This is a genomic window from Cellulosimicrobium sp. So1_17, from assembly GCF_055181235.1.
On sequence record NZ_CM143702.1, the window covers coordinates 1645141 to 1661018 of the forward strand.

Annotated in this window: 11 protein-coding genes, 2 pseudogenes and 1 riboswitch; of the genes and pseudogenes, 7 read left to right on the plus strand and 6 right to left on the minus strand. The window is 73.7% G+C overall.

Features of this window, described 5'->3' with window-relative positions; translation table 11 throughout:
- The first annotated feature begins 62 nt into the window (after positions 1–62).
- The 7 genes and pseudogenes from ACZCLJ_RS07320 to galK all read left to right on the plus strand — a co-directional run.
- Positions 63–1034 carry a hypothetical protein gene (locus tag ACZCLJ_RS07320; RefSeq protein WP_463105977.1) on the plus strand — a complete coding sequence of 324 codons (972 nt, stop codon included), beginning with the start codon at positions 63–65 and terminating at the stop codon, positions 1032–1034.
- Positions 1035–1075: 41 nt separating this feature from the next.
- Entirely contained in the window at positions 1076–2656 is a 1581-nt protein-coding gene (locus tag ACZCLJ_RS07325) for a hypothetical protein (RefSeq protein ID WP_463105978.1), read from the plus strand.
- A 110-nt stretch (positions 2657–2766) separates the two neighbouring features.
- On the plus strand, positions 2767–3435 hold the full coding sequence (locus ACZCLJ_RS07330) for an ABC transporter ATP-binding protein (protein WP_463106372.1): 669 nt from the start codon (positions 2767–2769) through the stop codon (positions 3433–3435).
- 38 nt (positions 3436–3473) lie between these two features.
- Positions 3474–4733 (plus strand): ABC transporter permease, encoded by a 1260-nt coding sequence (locus ACZCLJ_RS07335; RefSeq protein WP_463106373.1) that lies wholly within the window; start codon positions 3474–3476, stop codon positions 4731–4733.
- A gap of 72 nt (positions 4734–4805) precedes the next feature.
- On the plus strand, positions 4806–5579 hold the full coding sequence (locus ACZCLJ_RS07340; protein WP_251153129.1) for a DeoR/GlpR family DNA-binding transcription regulator: 774 nt from the start codon (positions 4806–4808) through the stop codon (positions 5577–5579).
- Positions 5580–5631: 52 nt separating this feature from the next.
- Positions 5632–6834: pseudogene (galT, locus tag ACZCLJ_RS07345) on the plus strand (galactose-1-phosphate uridylyltransferase); the annotation flags it as partial.
- 123 nt (positions 6835–6957) lie between these two features.
- Positions 6958–8133: pseudogene (gene galK, locus ACZCLJ_RS07350) on the plus strand (galactokinase); the annotation flags it as partial.
- Positions 8134–8256: 123 nt separating this feature from the next.
- Here the strand turns inward: galK and ACZCLJ_RS07355 are convergent.
- From ACZCLJ_RS07355 to mmsA, 6 genes are all read right to left on the minus strand, one after another.
- Positions 8257–9060 (minus strand): exodeoxyribonuclease III, encoded by an 804-nt coding sequence (locus ACZCLJ_RS07355; protein ID WP_463105979.1) that lies wholly within the window; start codon positions 9058–9060, stop codon positions 8257–8259.
- An 89-nt stretch (positions 9061–9149) separates the two neighbouring features.
- A complete protein-coding gene (locus ACZCLJ_RS07360; RefSeq protein ID WP_463105980.1) occupies positions 9150–10457 on the minus strand; it encodes an MFS transporter in 1308 nt (435 codons plus the stop codon).
- Between the two features lie 22 nt (positions 10458–10479).
- Complete coding sequence (locus tag ACZCLJ_RS07365; RefSeq protein ID WP_463105981.1) at positions 10480–11361, minus strand: bifunctional methylenetetrahydrofolate dehydrogenase/methenyltetrahydrofolate cyclohydrolase; 882 nt, start codon at positions 11359–11361, stop codon at positions 10480–10482.
- A 116-nt stretch (positions 11362–11477) separates the two neighbouring features.
- A complete protein-coding gene (gene glyA, locus ACZCLJ_RS07370; RefSeq protein ID WP_463105982.1) occupies positions 11478–12779 on the minus strand; it encodes a serine hydroxymethyltransferase in 1302 nt (433 codons plus the stop codon).
- Between the two features lie 97 nt (positions 12780–12876).
- A riboswitch (ZMP/ZTP riboswitch) is annotated at positions 12877–12983 on the minus strand.
- Between the two features lie 101 nt (positions 12984–13084).
- A complete protein-coding gene (mmsB, locus tag ACZCLJ_RS07375; protein ID WP_251153124.1) occupies positions 13085–14257 on the minus strand; it encodes a multiple monosaccharide ABC transporter permease in 1173 nt (390 codons plus the stop codon).
- Positions 14254–15819: a multiple monosaccharide ABC transporter ATP-binding protein gene (gene mmsA / locus ACZCLJ_RS07380; RefSeq protein ID WP_463105983.1), complete on the minus strand. Its 1566-nt coding sequence runs from the start codon at positions 15817–15819 to the stop codon at positions 14254–14256. Before mmsA ends, mmsB begins: the two co-directional genes overlap by 4 nt.
- Positions 15820–15878: the final 59 nt, after the last annotated feature.

A 15878-nucleotide genomic window follows, 5' to 3' on the forward strand; every position in this document is an offset into this window, starting at 1 on the left:
GCCGCACGACGGCCAGGAGCTCGGGACCCCCGGGACGACGGCCCCGACCAAGGAGAGCTCCCGTGCCCCGATCCCTTCCCGCCCGACGCACCGCGACGACGTCGTTCGTCCTCGGTGCCGCCCTCTTGCTGACTGCCTGCGGCGGGTCGGGCGAAGCCTCCGACACCAGCACCGACGGTCCGCTCGCCGACTTCTGGGAGGACGTCTACGGCGAGTGGGACGAGGACAAGGCGAACGCCGAGGCGATGGAGATCGAGGAGGCGACGGCGCGCTGCATGACGGAGCAGGGGTTCGAGTACCAGCCCGTCGACCAGTCGCAGTCCACCTTCTCGTTCGACACCGCGGACCAGGACCCCGCGGAGTACGCCGCCGAGTACGGCTACGGGTTCTCGCTCTCGCCCGAGCCGACGGCGGAGGAGGAGGCCGCGATGGAGGAGTGGGTCGACCCGAACCAGGAGTACGTCGAGGCGATGTCCGAGTCGGAGCAGACGGCCTACTACGAGGCGCTGTACGGCGACATGGCGAGCATGGAGTACGACGAGGACGCCGAGATGCCCGAGTACGACCCGGCCCAGGCCGGCTGCCAGGGCGCCGCGCAGGAGGAGGTCTACGGCGCGCAGAACGCCCTGTGGGAGAGCGAGGAGATGGTGGCCTTCAACGACGCCACGACCCAGCTCTACGAGGACGTCGAGAAGGACCCGCGCCTCGCGGACGTCACGACCGCCTGGGCCGGGTGCATGGCCGAGGCGGGCTTCAGCGGGTACGCGACACCGCAGGAGGCGATGGACGACATGATGGAGCGCTCGAACGCGATGTGGGAGACGGACTCGCCCGAGGGACCGAGCGAGGAGCAGATGACGGAGATCCAGGACCTCGAGCGGGACACCGCGGTCGCCGACCACGCCTGCCAGCAGGAGGTCTCCTACGCCGAGACCTACCAGGACGTGCAGCGGGAGCTGGAGGAGGCCTTCGTCGAGGAGCACGCCGACACCCTCGAGACGATCCGCGACCTCGTCGCCGAGGCCCAGGAGTGAGCGAGTCCGGCCAGGGCCCCGGCGGATCGGGAGCGCCGGGCGTGAACGGTGTCGACACCCTGGCGGCGCCTGCTCCCGCGGAGACGCCCGACGGAGGTCGCCCACGACGCTCGTTCGCGCTCAGCGGCAACCGGCTCATCGTCCTCGTCGCGGGTGTCGCCACCCTGAGCCTCGTCGCGGGCATCCTGCTCAGCAGGCTCGTCGTGTCCCCCGCGCAGGCCGCCGCCGACGCGGAGCCGCCGGCACCCGGCGCCATCACGGTCCCCGTCGAGCGTCGGGTCATCGCCAACGACGTCACGCTCCGCGCCGACGCCACGTACGACGACGCGGTGTCGGTGAAGATCGAGACCGGCGACCTCGGCGGGCCCGCCGTGGTGACGGGCCAGGTCCCGGAGCTCGGGGCGGAGCTCGGTCCGGCAGCCGTCGCGCTCGAGATCGCCGGACGGCCCGTCGTCGTGCTCCCGGGCGAGCTGCCCGCGTACCGCACGCTCCGGGCCGGCGTCTCCGGGCCGGACGTGCTCCAGCTCAAGGCGGCGCTCGCGGCGGTCGGCATCGACCCGGGTCGCGCCGACGACGACCGGTACGACGCGGCGACCGCGGCCGCCGTCGAGCGGCTGTACGCCCAGGTGGGCTATCCGGCGCCCTCCGCCGACGAGGAGGCCGAGCTCGCCGTCTCGTCGGCGCGCGAGGGCGAGCGGGCGGCCCAGGACGCGCTCGACGCGGCACAGGCCGCGCTCACCGCCGCACAGGCCGGTGCGAGCGACGTCGAGAAGCTCGAGAGCGACAACGCGGTCCGCGCCGCCGAGCGCGCCCTGACGGCCGCGACGGTCGAGGGCGGGGACGTAGCCGGGGCCGAGGACGCGCTGCGCCTCGCCCAGGCGCAGCGCGCCGCGCTCGACCGGCCGCGCGAGACGAGCGCGGAGTCCGCGGCCGTCGAGTCGGCCCGCCGGCAGCTCGCCGACGCCCAGGAGGCGCTCGCGGAGGCCGGCACGCAGACCCTCACCCCGCTCCCCGTGAGCGAGGTCCTCTTCCTCGCCGGGCTGCCGCGTCGCGTCGACGACGTGCTCGTCCAGCGCGGCGGGACGATCGAGGGTCCGGTCATGTCGGTCTCGGGAGCGACGCTCGTCCTCGAGGCGTCGGCCGCGGCGTCCGACGCCGAGCTGCTCGAGGTGGGGGCACCCGCCACGGTGACCCTCCCGGACGACTCGGAGGTGGCTGCCACGGTGAGCTCCGTCGAGACGAGCACCGGGGGCGGCGAGGGCACGGAGGGCGACGACGGCGACGGCGCGGGAGACGCTCCGGGCGGCCGGCGGTTCGTCGTCACCCTCGCGCCCGGGGACCTCACGCCGGAGCAGGTCGGCGCGCTCCAGGGCCAGAACGTCCGGGTGCGGGTCCCGGTGAGCTCCACGGGCGGCGAGGTGCTCGCCGTGCCGCTCGCAGCCCTCACCGCGGGACCCGGCGGCGAGTCGCGCGTCGAGGTCCAGCGCCCCTCCGGCTCGGAGGACTCCGGCGAGACCGAGCTCGTCGACGTCGAGACCGGCCTCGCGGCCGGCGGGTTCGTCGAGATCGTCTCCGCCGACGGCGAGCTCGACGAGGGCGACCTGGTGGTGGTCGGCGAGTGACCTGGACCGATCTGGGCCTGCCGGGCGTCGCGGAGCGGAGCGGCGCCGGGCCGTCGACCACAGAGCCCGCAGCGCCCGCCGAGCCCGGGCCGACCACGGGGCCGCCCCCCGTGGTGGACCTCGTCGGAGTGACCCGCAGCTTCCCGGGTCCGCCCCTGGTCGAGGCGCTGCGGGACGTCAGCCTGCGCGTCGACCCGGGCGAGTACCTCTCGATCATCGGCCCGTCCGGGTCGGGGAAGTCCACGTTGCTCAACATCCTCGGCCTGCTGGACAGGCCGACGGACGGCGAGTACCTCCTCGACGGCGTGCCCACCGGTACCGCCTCCGAGTCGACACGTTCCGCGCTGCGGGGCGGCCGGATCGGCTTCGTCTTCCAGTCGTTCCACCTCCTGCCGCAGCGCACCGTGCTGGACAACGTCCTCCTGGCCACGCTCTACAGCGGAGTGCCCCGGGACCAGCGGGTGCCCCGCGCGACCGCCGCGCTCGAACGCGTCCACCTGACCCACAGGACGCAGTTCCTGCCGACGACGCTCTCCGGCGGCGAGCGGCAGCGCGTCGCGGTCGCACGCGCGATCGTCGCGGCACCGCACCTGCTGCTCGCCGACGAGCCGACGGGGAACCTCGACTCCGCGAGCTCGGGAGAGGTCATGGACCTCTTCGACGAGCTCCACGCGGACGGGCTGACCCTCGCCGTCATCACGCACGACCCCGTCGTGTCGGCCCGGGCGCAGCGCCGGGTCCGGATCGCCGACGGCCGGCTCGAGGAGCTGGACCGGTGAGGCCGCCCTGGGGTCGCGCGCGCGACCGGGACGGCGCCGTGCGCGAGCGTGGTCGCGTCCGAGCGGTGCGCGGTCGGAGCCGGGACCGGTTCGGCCTGCGCGACCTCTTCGCGGAGGCCGCGCACGGGATCGGCGCGCGGCCGGGCCGCCTGCTGCTCACCGTCCTGGGCACCGTGCTCGGCATCGCGTCGGTCGTCGTGACGGTCGGCCTGGCGCAGACCGCGGCGGGCCAGATCGGCAAGCAGTTCGACGCCGTGGCCGCGACGCAGGTCGTCGTCGAGCCGGAGACGACCATGCTGATGTCCGGGGAGGAGCGCGCGATCGCCCGGATCCCCTGGGACGCGGGCGATCGGGTCCTGCGCCTGGCCGGGGTCGAGGAGGCGGGAGTCGTGGCGCCGGTCGACGTGACCGGTCGGACGGTGACCGCGGTGCCCGTGAACGACCCGTCGGTGGCCGCGCAGGCGAGCCCCGACGTCGTCGCGGCAAGTCCCGGGCTGCTCGGTGCAGTGCGCGGCGACGTCGTCACCGGACGCTTCTTCGACGCGGGGCACGACGCGCGTGCCGACAGGGTCGCCGTGCTGGGTGCCCGCGCGGCCGAGCGGCTCGGCATCAACCGCGTCGACAGCCAGCCGTCGGTCTTCGTGGGCGAGCAGTCGTACACCGTGATGGGGATCGTCGACGGCATGAGCCGACGGACCGATCTCCTGGACGCCGTCATCCTGCCTGCGGGGACCGCTCGGGCCGACTTCGGGGTCGTGGCCCCCGAGGAGCTCCAGATCCGCATCACCACGGGTGCGGGCGGCGTCGTGGCCCGTCAGGTCCCGGTGGCCCTCGACCCCAACGCCCCCGAGGGCTTCTCCGTGATGGCGCCGACCTCCGGTTCGGCGTTGCAGGAGAACGTCCAGGCGGACGTCAACGCGATCTTCCTCGCACTGGGCGCGATCGCGCTCGTCGTCGGCGGGCTCGGCATCGCGAACGTCACGCTGCTGTCCGTCATGGAGCGGGTGGGCGAGATCGGTCTGCGGCGTGCTCTCGGGGCGACGCGCCGGGACATCGCGGGGCAGTTCGTGGTGGAGTCCGTCGTCATCGGGCTCCTGGGCGGCCTGGTGGGGTCCGCGCTGGGCGTGCTCTCGGTCGTCGTCGTCTCGGTCGTGCAGGAGTGGACGCCGATCCTCGACGTCCGCATGGCGCTCGGGGCGGCGTGCCTCGGCGGCGTCGTGGGCCTGCTCGCGGGAACGTACCCCGCGCTCAAGGCCGCGGCGATCGAACCCGTCGCGGCGCTGCGCGGGGGCACCTGACCTCCCGGGCCCAGTGTTCAATCATGTTCGATCGTGTTGGATTTATCCCGCCGACTGGACGATACTGGCAGCATGCTCGCCTCACAGCGCCACGAACGGATCCTCGCGGAGGTCCGCGCGAGCGGTGCCGTCCGGATCGGCGACCTGACCCGGGACCTCGGCGTCTCGGACATGACGATCCGGCGGGACCTCCTCGAGCTGGCGGACCAGGGCCTGGTCCGCAAGGTGCACGGGGGCGCGGTGGCGCCGCACACCACCTCGCACGAACCCGGGTTCGCGGCGAAGCGGACCCGTGAGGCGGACGAGAAGCAGGCGATCGCCGAGGCGGCCGCCCGCCTCGTCGTGCCCGGGTCGTCCATCGCCCTGAGCGCGGGCACCACGACCCACCTGCTCGCCGCGCAGATCGCCGCCTCGCCCGCGCTGCGCCCGCTCACCGTCGTCACGAACTCGCTGCCCGTCGCCGAGACGCTGCACCGCGCCGGCGACCCCCGGCTGGAGACGATCCTCACCGGGGGGTCGCGCACGCCGTCGGACGCGCTCGTCGGGCCGCTCGCCGAGGCCGCCCTCGCCGGGCTCCGCGTCGACCAGACGTTCCTCGGCACCCACGGCATCGACCCGGACGTCGGTCTCACCACGCCGAACCTCGACGAGGCGGCGACCAACCGCGCGCTCATCGACGCGGCAGGACGCACCGTCGTCCTCGCCGACCACACGAAGTGGCACACCACCGGGCTGCGCGTCTTCGCGTCGTTCGCGGACGTCGACGTGCTCGTCACCGACTCCGCGCTCCCCGCCGGTGAGCAGGACCGGGTGCGCGACCTCGTCGAGCAGCTCGTCCTCGCCTGAGCCCGCACCCGGGATCCCAGAACCCTCCCCACCGACGGAAGTCCTCGCACCCATGAACCAGCACCTGCGACGCACCGCGACGCACCTCGCCGACGGCCGCGACCTCGTCTACTTCGACGACTCGCCCGAGTACGTCTCGGGCGAGCGCACGCGCCGCCTCGACGACCCGCGCCCGCTGCCCGACCGGTTCGCCCCGGTCCCGGGACCGGACGGCGTGGCTCACCCGTACTCGGGCCCGGAGATGCGCCTCGACCCGCTGACGGGCGACTGGATCCCGATGGCGGCGCACCGCATGAACCGCACGTTCCTCCCGGCCGCGGACTCGTGCCCGCTGTGCCCCGCGCGGCCCGGCAGCGCCTACTCGGACGGCGAGATCCCCGACACGGACTACGACGTCGCGGTGTTCGAGAACCGCTTCCCCTCGCTCCAGCGCGTCCCCGGCATCGGCGACGAGCGGGTCCAGGACGCCCCCCTGCAGGTCCACGGCCCGGCGGCCGGCCGGTGCGAGGTGGTGTGCTTCTCGAGCGACCACCACACGTCCTTCGGGGCCCTCCCCCCGCAGCGCGTCCGCACGATCATCGACGCGTGGGCCGACCGCACGGCCGCGCTCGGGCAGGTCCCCGGCGTGGAGCAGGTCTTCTGCTTCGAGAACCGTGGCCAGGAGATCGGCGTCACGCTGCACCACCCGCACGGACAGATCTACGGGTACCCGTACGTCACCCCGCGCACGCGCGCCCTGCTCACCCAGGCACGCGCCCACCACGAGCGCACGGGCCGCAACCTGCTGCGTGATGTCCTCGACTCCGAGCTCGCCGACGGGCGCCGCGTGGTCCTCGAGACGGAGCACTGGGTCGCGTACGTGCCGTATGCGGCGAAGTGGCCCGTCGAGGTGCACCTCGCGCCGCGCCGCGACGTGCCCGACCTGCCCGCGCTGACCGACGCCGAGCGCGACGACCTCGCGGCCACCTACCTCGAGCTCCTCCGGCGGCTCGACCGGTTCTTCGAGACCGCCGACGGCGACCCCATCCCCCTCCCGTACATCGCCGCCTGGCACCAGGCTCCGGCGCACGAGGGACGGTCGGTCGCCGACGGCGGCACCGACGAGGTCACGCTCACGCGCCTGCACCTGCAGGTCTTCTCGGTGCTGCGCGCCCCCGGCAAGCTCAAGTACCTGGCGGGCTCCGAGTCCGGCATGGGCGCGTGGATCAGCGACACGACCCCCGAGCGGGTCGCCGCCCGCCTGCAGGAGCTCGCACCCGCGGGCACCGCGCGCGGCTGGGTCCCCGCCTGGGACGAGGCGGCGGGCGCCGCCCGTGCCCGCACGGTGTTCACCGAGGCGTTCGGCACGGGCGATGGCGGGAGCGACGACGGCGACGGCCTGCGCGTGTGGAGCGCGCCCGGCCGGGTCAACCTCATCGGCGAGCACACGGACTACAACGCCGGCCTGTGCCTGCCCATCGCGCTGCCGCACCGCACGTACGTCGCGCTGCGCCCGCGCACCGACGGCGTGGTGCGGCTCGCCTCCGCGCAGGCTCCCGGCGAGGTCTGGGAGATGCCTCTCGACGACGTCACGCCCGGCGCGGTCGCCGGCTGGGGCGCGTACGTCGCCGGCGTCGCCTGGGCGCTGCGCGAGCACCTCGCCGCCACCGGAGCGGACCCCGCGGCGGTCCCCGGGTTCGACGCCGCGGTCGACTCGTGCGTGCCGTTCGGCGCCGGGCTGTCGTCGTCGGCCGCGCTCGAGTGCGCGGTGGCCGTCGCGCTCGACGACGTCGCGGGGCTTGGCCTCGCGGCGTCCGACGCCGGCCGTGCGACCCTCGCGACGGCGTGCATCCGCGCCGAGAACGAGATCGCCGGGGCGCCGACCGGAGGCATGGACCAGTCCGCGTCGTTGCGCGCCCAGGTCGGGCACGCCCTCCTCCTCGACTGCCGCCCCGGGCTCGACCCCGCGCAGTCCGCGGAGCAGGAACCGTTCGACCTCGAGGCCGCAGGCCTGGCCGTCCTCGTCATGGACACGCGCGCCGAGCACCAGCTCGTCGACGGGCAGTACGCCCAGCGGCGCGACACCTGCGAGGCGGCGGCGCAGAGCCTGGGGCTCGCCTCGCTCCGCGAGCTCGCCGACGCCGCGGCGGCGTCCGACGACCCCGCGGGCGCGCTCGACGTCGCGCTCGACAAGCTGCCGGACGACGTCTCCCGCCGCCGGGTGCGCCACGTCGTCACCGAGATCGGGCGCGTCCGCGACCTCGTCGCGCTCCTGCAGGACGGCCGCGTCGGCGAGATCGGGCCGCTCATGAACGCGTCGCACGCGTCGCTGCGCGACGACTACGAGGTGTCGAGCGTCGAGCTCGACGTCGCCGTCGAGGCCGCACGCGTCGCCGGCGCCCTGGGCGCCCGGATGACCGGCGGCGGATTCGGTGGCTCGGCGATCGCGCTCGTCGCGGCCGACCGTGCCGAGACCGTCGCCGACGCCGTGCGCGCCGCGTTCGAGCGCGAGGGCTTCGGCGCCCCCGGCTTCCTCCTCGCCGTCCCCTCGGCACCGGCGGACGCCGTCGGCTGAGCGAACGGGCCGGGCCGTGGGCGCGCATCGGCGAGTGCGCGCAGAGGGCGCTCAGGGCCGGAGGGGCGGCCGCCCCGGAGAGCCCTGAGCGCCTGGTGCCATCGCGCAGTCAGAGCACGGAGGTCAGAGGTCGTACGTGACGACGAGCGGCGCGTGGTCGCTCCAGCGCTCCTCGTGCGACGCCGCACGGTCGACCTCGACCTTGACCGCGCGCTCGGCGAGCGCGGGCGTCGCGAGCTGGTAGTCGATGCGCCAGCCGGAGTCGTTGTCGAACGCGCGGCCGCGCCACGACCACCAGGTGAACGGACCGGGGCCCTCGCCGCCATGCGCGCGCCCGAGGTCGACGAGGCCGATCTCGTCGAGCCACGTGTCGACGTACGCGCGCTCCTCGGGGAGGAAGCCCGCGCTCTTCAGGTTGCCCTTCCAGTTCTTGATGTCGGCGTTGCGGTGGGCGATGTTGAGGTCGCCCGCGAGGACGGCGCGACGCCCGTCGGCGCCGAGCTCGCGCAGGCGCGTCGTGACCCGCTCGAGGTAGGCGTACTTCTGCGTCATCGTCTCGGGCTGCGACACCGTGCCTGAGTGGATGTAGGCGCTGACGACGGTCAGCGTCGACCCGTCGGGAAGGTCGAGGTCGGCCTCGACCCAGCGGCCGGTGTCGACGGGCGCCTCGGGCCCGTCCGCGCCGAGCCCGACGCGCACCGCGTGCACGGGGAGCCGCGAGGCGACGGCCACCCCGGCACGGCCCTTGATGTCGCACGCCTGGTGCGCGACGTGCCAGCCCTCGAGGAGCTCGTGGACGACGGAGTCGGGGGCACGCACCTCCTGCAGGAGGAGCACGTCGGGGGTCCGGGTGTCGATCCAGGCGTCCATGCCCCGCCGGACGGCGGCGCGGATCCCGTTGACGTTGGCGGTGGCGACGGTGAGCAAGCGGAGGTCCTTCCTCGATGGCGGAGCGCACGCGATCACGACGGCCGCGAGGCACCGGGACATCCCATCACGGACCGCCCACGGCGCGGTCAGCGCGCGACCGTGGCCCCGCTCACGTCGGCGGCCGCGGCCACCGGACGGAACCGGCCGGCGAGGACCGCGGACACCGCGGCGAGCACCGCGAGGACCGCGAACCCTGCGCGCAGCTGGTCCGCCGTCGCGAAGACACCCGTGAGCACGCCGCCGAGCACGGCACCGACGTAGGTGAACACGTTGAGCCGCGCGACGGCGCGGTCCGTCACGGACTCCACGGTGCCGTCGGCTGCCGCCGCCGGAGAGCCCGTCCCCGTCCCCCGTGCCGCCGCGACCGCCTCGCGCGCACGATCGCCTGCGGCCGAGAACGCGAGCGGCGCGACGACGCCCAGCCCGAGCCCCGTCACCGCAAGGCCGAGCACCGCCACGGGCCAGCCCGGCGCCGCGGCGACCGCGAGGAAGCCCAGCGCACCCAGCGCGCCGCCCCACCGCACGACCCGCACGCGGCCCAGCCGCTCGACGAGCCGGTCCCCGGTGAGCCGCGACACGATGAGGGTCGCCTGGTACGCGGCGTACCCGAGCGGTGCGACGACGGCGCTCGCCGCGAGCACGTCGCGCAGGAACGTGGCGCTCCAGCTGGAGATCGCCGAGTCGGCGACGGGGAACGCGACCATCGCGACCCCGAGCAGCGCGATCGTCCCGGCAGCCACGCGCGCACCCGGCGCTGCCGCGTCGTGCTCGCCCTGCGGGGCGTCGGGCGCCGCTGTCCGCGCTGCCCCGTCGGGCACCCGTCCACGCTCGCCCACCAGACGTGACGAGAGGACGACTGCCGCCACGGCGACGACGGCCGCGACGAGCGGCAGCGCGACCGGCTGCCCCAGCCCGACGAGCGCCGCACCGGACACGGCGAGAGCCCCGAGCACGCCGCCCGCGGCGTTGGCCGCGTAGAACGACGCGAGCAGGCTGCGCACGTAGGCCCGCTCGACGTCGATGCCCTGCATGTTCATCGCCGCGTCGACCGTGCCGAGCGCGACGCCGTACGCCGCGAGCGCGGCGAAGAAGAGCGGCCACGTGGGCGCCGCGCCGGCGCCCGCGATGCCCAGCGCCGCGAGCAGGAGGCCGCCCACCACGGCGACGCGCGACCCACGACGGGCGGACACCGTCCCCGACAGGGCGCTGCCCAGCCCGGCGCACACGCACACTCCGAGCACGACGAGCGTGACGACGTCGTCCCCCATCCCGAGGCGGTCCTTGTACCCGGGGATGCTCGTGAGGACGACGGCGAACCCCCCGCCCTGGACCGCGTACGCGGCGGTGACGGCGGCCCGGGTGCGGCGGGCCGGGGCCGCGACGGCGCTGCTCATGGGCGCACCCTAGCGCCCCGCGTCAGGCGAAGGAGCGCTCCGCGGTGTCGACGACGTTGGCGAGCAGCATGGCGCGCGTCATCGGGCCGACGCCGCCCGGGTTGGGCGAGAGCCAGCCCGCGACCTCGGCGACGCCGGGGTCGACGTCGCCGCGCAGGCGGGCCTTGCCGGACTCGGGCTCGACGACGCGGCTCACGCCGACGTCGAGCACGACGGCGCCCCGCTTGACGTGCGCGGGCTTGACGAAGCCCGCGACGCCGGCGGCCGCGATGATGACGTCGGCACCCTGCAGGTGCGCGACGACGTCGCGCGTCCCGGTGTGCGTGAGGGTCACGGTCGCGTTGATCTCCCGGCGCGTCAGGAGCAGGCCGATCGAGCGGCCGACGGTGGTGCCGCGCCCGACGACCACGACGTCCTTGCCCGCGAGCTCGATGCCGTGCCGGCGCACGAGCTCGATGATCCCGGCGGGCGTGCACGGCAAGGGCGAGGTCACGGCCTCGTTGACGCGCAGCACGAGGCGGCCGAGGTTGGTGGGGTGCAGGCCGTCGGCGTCCTTGTCGGGGTCGATCCGCTCGAGCACCGCGTTCGTGTCGACGCCGCGCGGCAGCGGCAGCTGGACGATGTAGCCGGTGCACGCCGGGTCGGCGTTGAGGCGGTCGATCGCCGCCTCGACGTCGGCCTGCGTCGCGTCGGCGGGCAGGTCCTCGCGGATCGACTCGATGCCGACCTCGGCGCAGTCGCGGTGCTTGCCCGCGACGTAGGACACGGACCCGGGGTCCTCGCCGACGAGGATCGTCCCCAGCCCGGGGACGACCCCGCGGTCGCGCAGCGCGGCGACGCGCGACCGGAGCTCGGACTTGATGGTGGCGGCGGTGGCCTTGCCGTCGAGGATCTGTGCGGTCATGCTCGGGCCTCCGGGTGGCGTGCGGCGGGATGACGTGGGCAGGACGGGTGGTCTGCGGTCCGCCCGACGGGCGGGTCGACGACCCGCCCGTCGGACGCACTGCCACGGACGAAGGGCTACTGCTGCAGGTCCGGGTACAGCGGGAAGTCCGCGGTGAGCGCCTCGACGCGGCGACGCAGGCCCTCGACGTCGGCCGCGGAACCCTCGCGCAGCGCCGTCGCGATGATCTCCGCGACCTCCGTGAACTCGGCGTCGCCGAAGCCGCGCGTGGCGAGCGCGGGCGTGCCGATGCGCAGGCCGGACGTGACGCGCGGCGGGCGCGGGTCGAACGGCACGGCGTTGCGGTTCACGGTGATGCCGACCTCGTGCAGGAGGTCCTCGGCCTGCTGGCCGTCGAGCGCGCTGTGACGCAGGTCGACGAGCACGAGGTGGACGTCGGTGCCGCCGGTGAGGACGGACACGCCGGCCTCGGCGACGTCGGCCTGGGCGAGGCGGTCGGCGATGATGCTCGCGCCGCGCAGCGTGCGCTCCTGGCGGTCCTTGAAGTCGTCGGACGCGGCGATCTTGAACGACACGGCCTTGGCGGCGACGACGTGCATGAGCGGGCCGCCCTGCTGGCCCGGGAACACGGCGGAGTCGATCTTCCTGGCGTACTCCTCCTTGCTCAGGATGAAGCCGGAGCGCGGGCCACCGATGGTCTTGTGCACGGTGGAGGACACGACGTCCGCGAACGGCACCGGGGACGGGTGCAGGCCCGCGGCGACGAGGCCCGCGAAGTGCGCCATGTCGACCCAGAGCTTCGCGCCGACCTCGTCCGCGATCTCGCGGAAGGCCGCGAAGTCGAGGTGACGGGGGTAGGCGGACCAGCCGCCGATGATGACGTCGGGGCGCGTCTCGAGCGCCTGCTTGCGCACCTCGTCCATCTCGATGCGGTACGACTGCGGGTCCACGCCGTACGCCGCGACGTCGTACAGCTTGCCGGAGAAGTTGATCTTCATGCCGTGCGTGAGGTGGCCGCCGTGGGCGAGCTCGAGGCCGAGGATCTTGTCGCCCTTGTTGATGAGGGCGTGCAGCACGGCCGCGTTCGCGGTGGCACCGGAGTGCGGCTGGACGTTGGCGTGCTCGGCACCGAAGAGGGCCTTGGCGCGGGCGATCGCGAGGTTCTCGGCGACGTCGACCTGCTCGCAGCCGCCGTAGTAGCGGCGGCCGGGGTAGCCCTCGGCGTACTTGTTGGTGAGGACCGAGCCCTGCGCCTGCAGGACGGCGCGCGGGACGAAGTTCTCCGACGCGATCATCTCGAGCGTGTCGCGCTGGCGCGCGAGCTCGCCGTCGAGGACCGCGGCGATCTCCGGGTCGAGCTCGGCGAGCGGGGTGTTCAGGACGGTCTGCGACGGGCGGTCATCGGGCTGGGCGCTCATGGCGTCTCCTCGCGGTCTGGGCAGCGGTGTCTCGGTGGAGATGCTTGTCGGTCGGTGGCATCCGGTCCGCAACCGGGTACGCACCCACCAAGGGGTGACCCGGGGCCCAGGCGAACGACCCGTCGTCTGCACAGCGTGCCGCTCCCCGGTGGTGATCCACCATCCCCGCTCGAACGGCAGGGTGCGCCAGTCGCGACGCGCACGATCCTAACCCACTCCGCACGCCCCGGGCAGGTCGTCCGGGGACGCGTCCGGGCGCCGTCGGGCACCGGTGGGTGTCCGACGGCGCCCGGCGGGCCGTGCGGTCAGCGCAGCGACGCGCGGCGCTTGCTCACGAGGTCGAACGCGACCGCGGCGAGCAGCACGAGGCCCTTGATGGCCTGCTGCCACGCCGCGTCGACGGCCATGATGGACAGGCCCATGTTGAGCACGCCCATGATCAGCGCGCCGATCATCGCGCCCGAGATGCGGCCGACGCCGCCCGTCACCGCGGTGCCGCCGATGAAGCACGCGGCGATCGCGTCGAGCTCGTAGTTCATGCCCGCCGCGGCGACGCCGGCCCCGGCGCGCGACGTCGTGATGACCGCGGCGACCGCGGCCAGCACGCCCATGTTGACGAAGATGCCGAAGTCGACATGACGCGAGCTCACGCCCGAGAGGACGGCCGCGTGACGGTTGCCGCCGATGGCGTAGACGTGCCGTCCGAAGACGCTGCGGTTGAGGACGAACGAGTACGCGATGATCAGCGCGCCGACGATGAGCAGGACGATCGGCGTGCCGCCCGCGCTCAGCGCGAGCCAGTACGTCACGACGCCGATGAGCGCGGCGGCGACGACGACCTTGATGACGAACGCGGACATCGGTTCGACCGACAGACCGTGCTTGCGCAGCGACGTCCGCGAGCGCCACTGGGAGACGGCGAACGCCGCGATGCCGATGGCCCCGATCCCGAGCGTCACGACGTCGAGGTCGCCGACGAACCCGAACCAGTTCGGGACGGACCCGTTGCTGATGGCCTTGAACCCCTCGGGCAGGCCGGCGACGGTCGTCCCGACGAGGACGATCGCGAGCCCGCGGAATACGAGCATGCCCGCGAGCGTGACGATGAAGGCGGGGATCCCGACGTACGCGACCCAGAAGCCCTGCCACATGCCGACGAGCGCGCCGACCACGAGGGACAGGAGCACCGCGACGAGCCACGGCAGCTCCCACTGCGTCATCATGATCGCGCACAGGCCGCCGACGAACGCGACGACCGACCCGACCGAGAGGTCGATGTGACCGGCGACGATCACCATGACCATGCCGATCGCGAGGACCATGACGTACGCGTTCTGCTGGACGAGGCTCGCCACGTTGTTGGGGTAGAGCAGGCGCCCGTCGGTGAGCACCTGGAAGAGCAGGACGATGACGAGCAGTGCCGCGACGATGCCGTACTGGCGGACGTTGCGGCCGAGGTACTCCCTGACGACGTTCATCGGGCTGTGGCCCCCTTGTCCATGGTCATGTGGTGCATGAGCTTCTCCTGTGTGGCCTCGGCGCGCGGGACCTCTCCCGTGATGCGTCCCTGGCTCATGGTGTAGATGCGGTCGCAGACCCCGATGAGCTCGGGCAGCTCCGACGAGATGACGAGCACGGCCTTCCCGGCGTCGGCGAGCGCGTTGACGATCGCGTAGATCTCGTACTTCGCGCCGACGTCGATGCCGCGCGTGGGCTCGTCGAGGATGAGGACGTCCGGGTCGGAGAAGACCCACTTGCCGAGGACGACCTTCTGCTGGTTGCCGCCCGACAGCTTGCCGGCGAGGGACTCGACCGTCGGGGCCTTGATCCCGAAGTCGCGGCGGTACTCCTCGGCGACCGTCGCCTCCTCCTCGCGCTGCACGACGCCCCAGCGGGCGACCTTGCCGAGCGCGGACGCGGAGATGTTCTCGCGGATCGTCTGGATGAGGTTGAGCCCGTAGCGCTTGCGGTCCTCGGTCGCGTAGGCGAGGCCGTGCGAGATCGCCTCGGCGACGGTCCGGGTGCGCACGGGGACGCCGTCCTTGTAGACGCGTCCGGAGATCCGCGTGCCGTACGCGTGGCCGAACACGCTCATCGCGAGCTCGGTGCGCCCGGCGCCCATGAGCCCCGCGAGGCCGACGATCTCCCCGGCGTGCACCGTGAGGTTCGCATTGTCGACGACGAGGCGCTCCGTGTCCACGGGGTGGTGCACGCTCCAGTCCTCGATGCGCAGGACCTCGGCGCCGATCGACGGGGTCCGCTCGGGGAAGCGGCTCTCGAGCGAGCGGCCGACCATCCCCCGGATGATGCGGTCCTCGGTGACGGGCTCGTCGCCGTGCAGGTCGAGCGTCTCGATCGTGCGGCCGTCGCGAAGGATGGTCACGCGGTCGGCGATCGCCTCGATCTCGTTGAGCTTGTGGGAGATGATGATCGAGGTGATGCCGTTCTCGCGGAACTGCTCGATGAGCCCGAGCAGGTGGGCGCTGTCCTCGTCGTTCAGCGCGGCGGTCGGCTCGTCGAGGATGAGCAGGTCCACGCGCTTCGACAGGGCTTTCGCGATCTCGACGAGCTGCTGCTTCCCGACCCCGATGTCCATCGCGAGCGTCGCCGGGTTCTCGTCCAGGCCGACGCGCGCGAGGAGCTGGGCCGCCTCGGCGGAGGTCCGGTTCCAGTCGACCACGCCGCCGGTCGCCTTCTCGTTGCCGAGGAAGATGTTCTCCGCGATCGACAGGTACGGGACGAGCGCGAGCTCCTGGTGGATGATGACGACGCCGCGCGACTCGCTGTCGCGGATGCCCCGGAAGGCGCACGCCTGGCCGTCGAGGAGGATCTCGCCGTCGTACGAGCCGTGGGCGTAGACGCCCGAGAGGACCTTCATGAGCGTCGACTTGCCGGCGCCGTTCTCGCCGCAGATCGCGTGCACCTCGCCGCGCCGCACCTCGAGGTTCACGTCCTGCAACGCCTTGACGCCCGGGAACTCCTTGGTGATCGCGTGCATCTCGAGGATGTTGTGCGTCTCGAGCACGTTTTCGAGGACCATCCTTGCTCCTGTCTCGTGCGCGGGGCGCCGTCGGTCGACGGCGCCCCGCGGTCGGGTCG

Excerpts from the sequence above, each read along its gene's own strand:
- ACZCLJ_RS07340 (WP_251153129.1), top strand. The coding sequence starts at position 4,806 with ATGCTCGCCTCACAGCGCCACGAACGGATCCTCGCGGAGGTCCGCGCG.
- ACZCLJ_RS07360 (WP_463105980.1), bottom strand. The coding sequence starts at position 10,457 with ATGAGCAGCGCCGTCGCGGCCCCGGCCCGCCGCACCCGGGCCGCCGTC.
- ACZCLJ_RS07365 (WP_463105981.1), bottom strand. The coding sequence starts at position 11,361 with ATGACCGCACAGATCCTCGACGGCAAGGCCACCGCCGCCACCATCAAG.
- glyA (WP_463105982.1), bottom strand. The coding sequence starts at position 12,779 with ATGAGCGCCCAGCCCGATGACCGCCCGTCGCAGACCGTCCTGAACACC.
- mmsB (WP_251153124.1), bottom strand. The coding sequence starts at position 14,257 with ATGAACGTCGTCAGGGAGTACCTCGGCCGCAACGTCCGCCAGTACGGC.
- mmsA (WP_463105983.1), bottom strand. The coding sequence starts at position 15,819 with ATGGTCCTCGAAAACGTGCTCGAGACGCACAACATCCTCGAGATGCAC.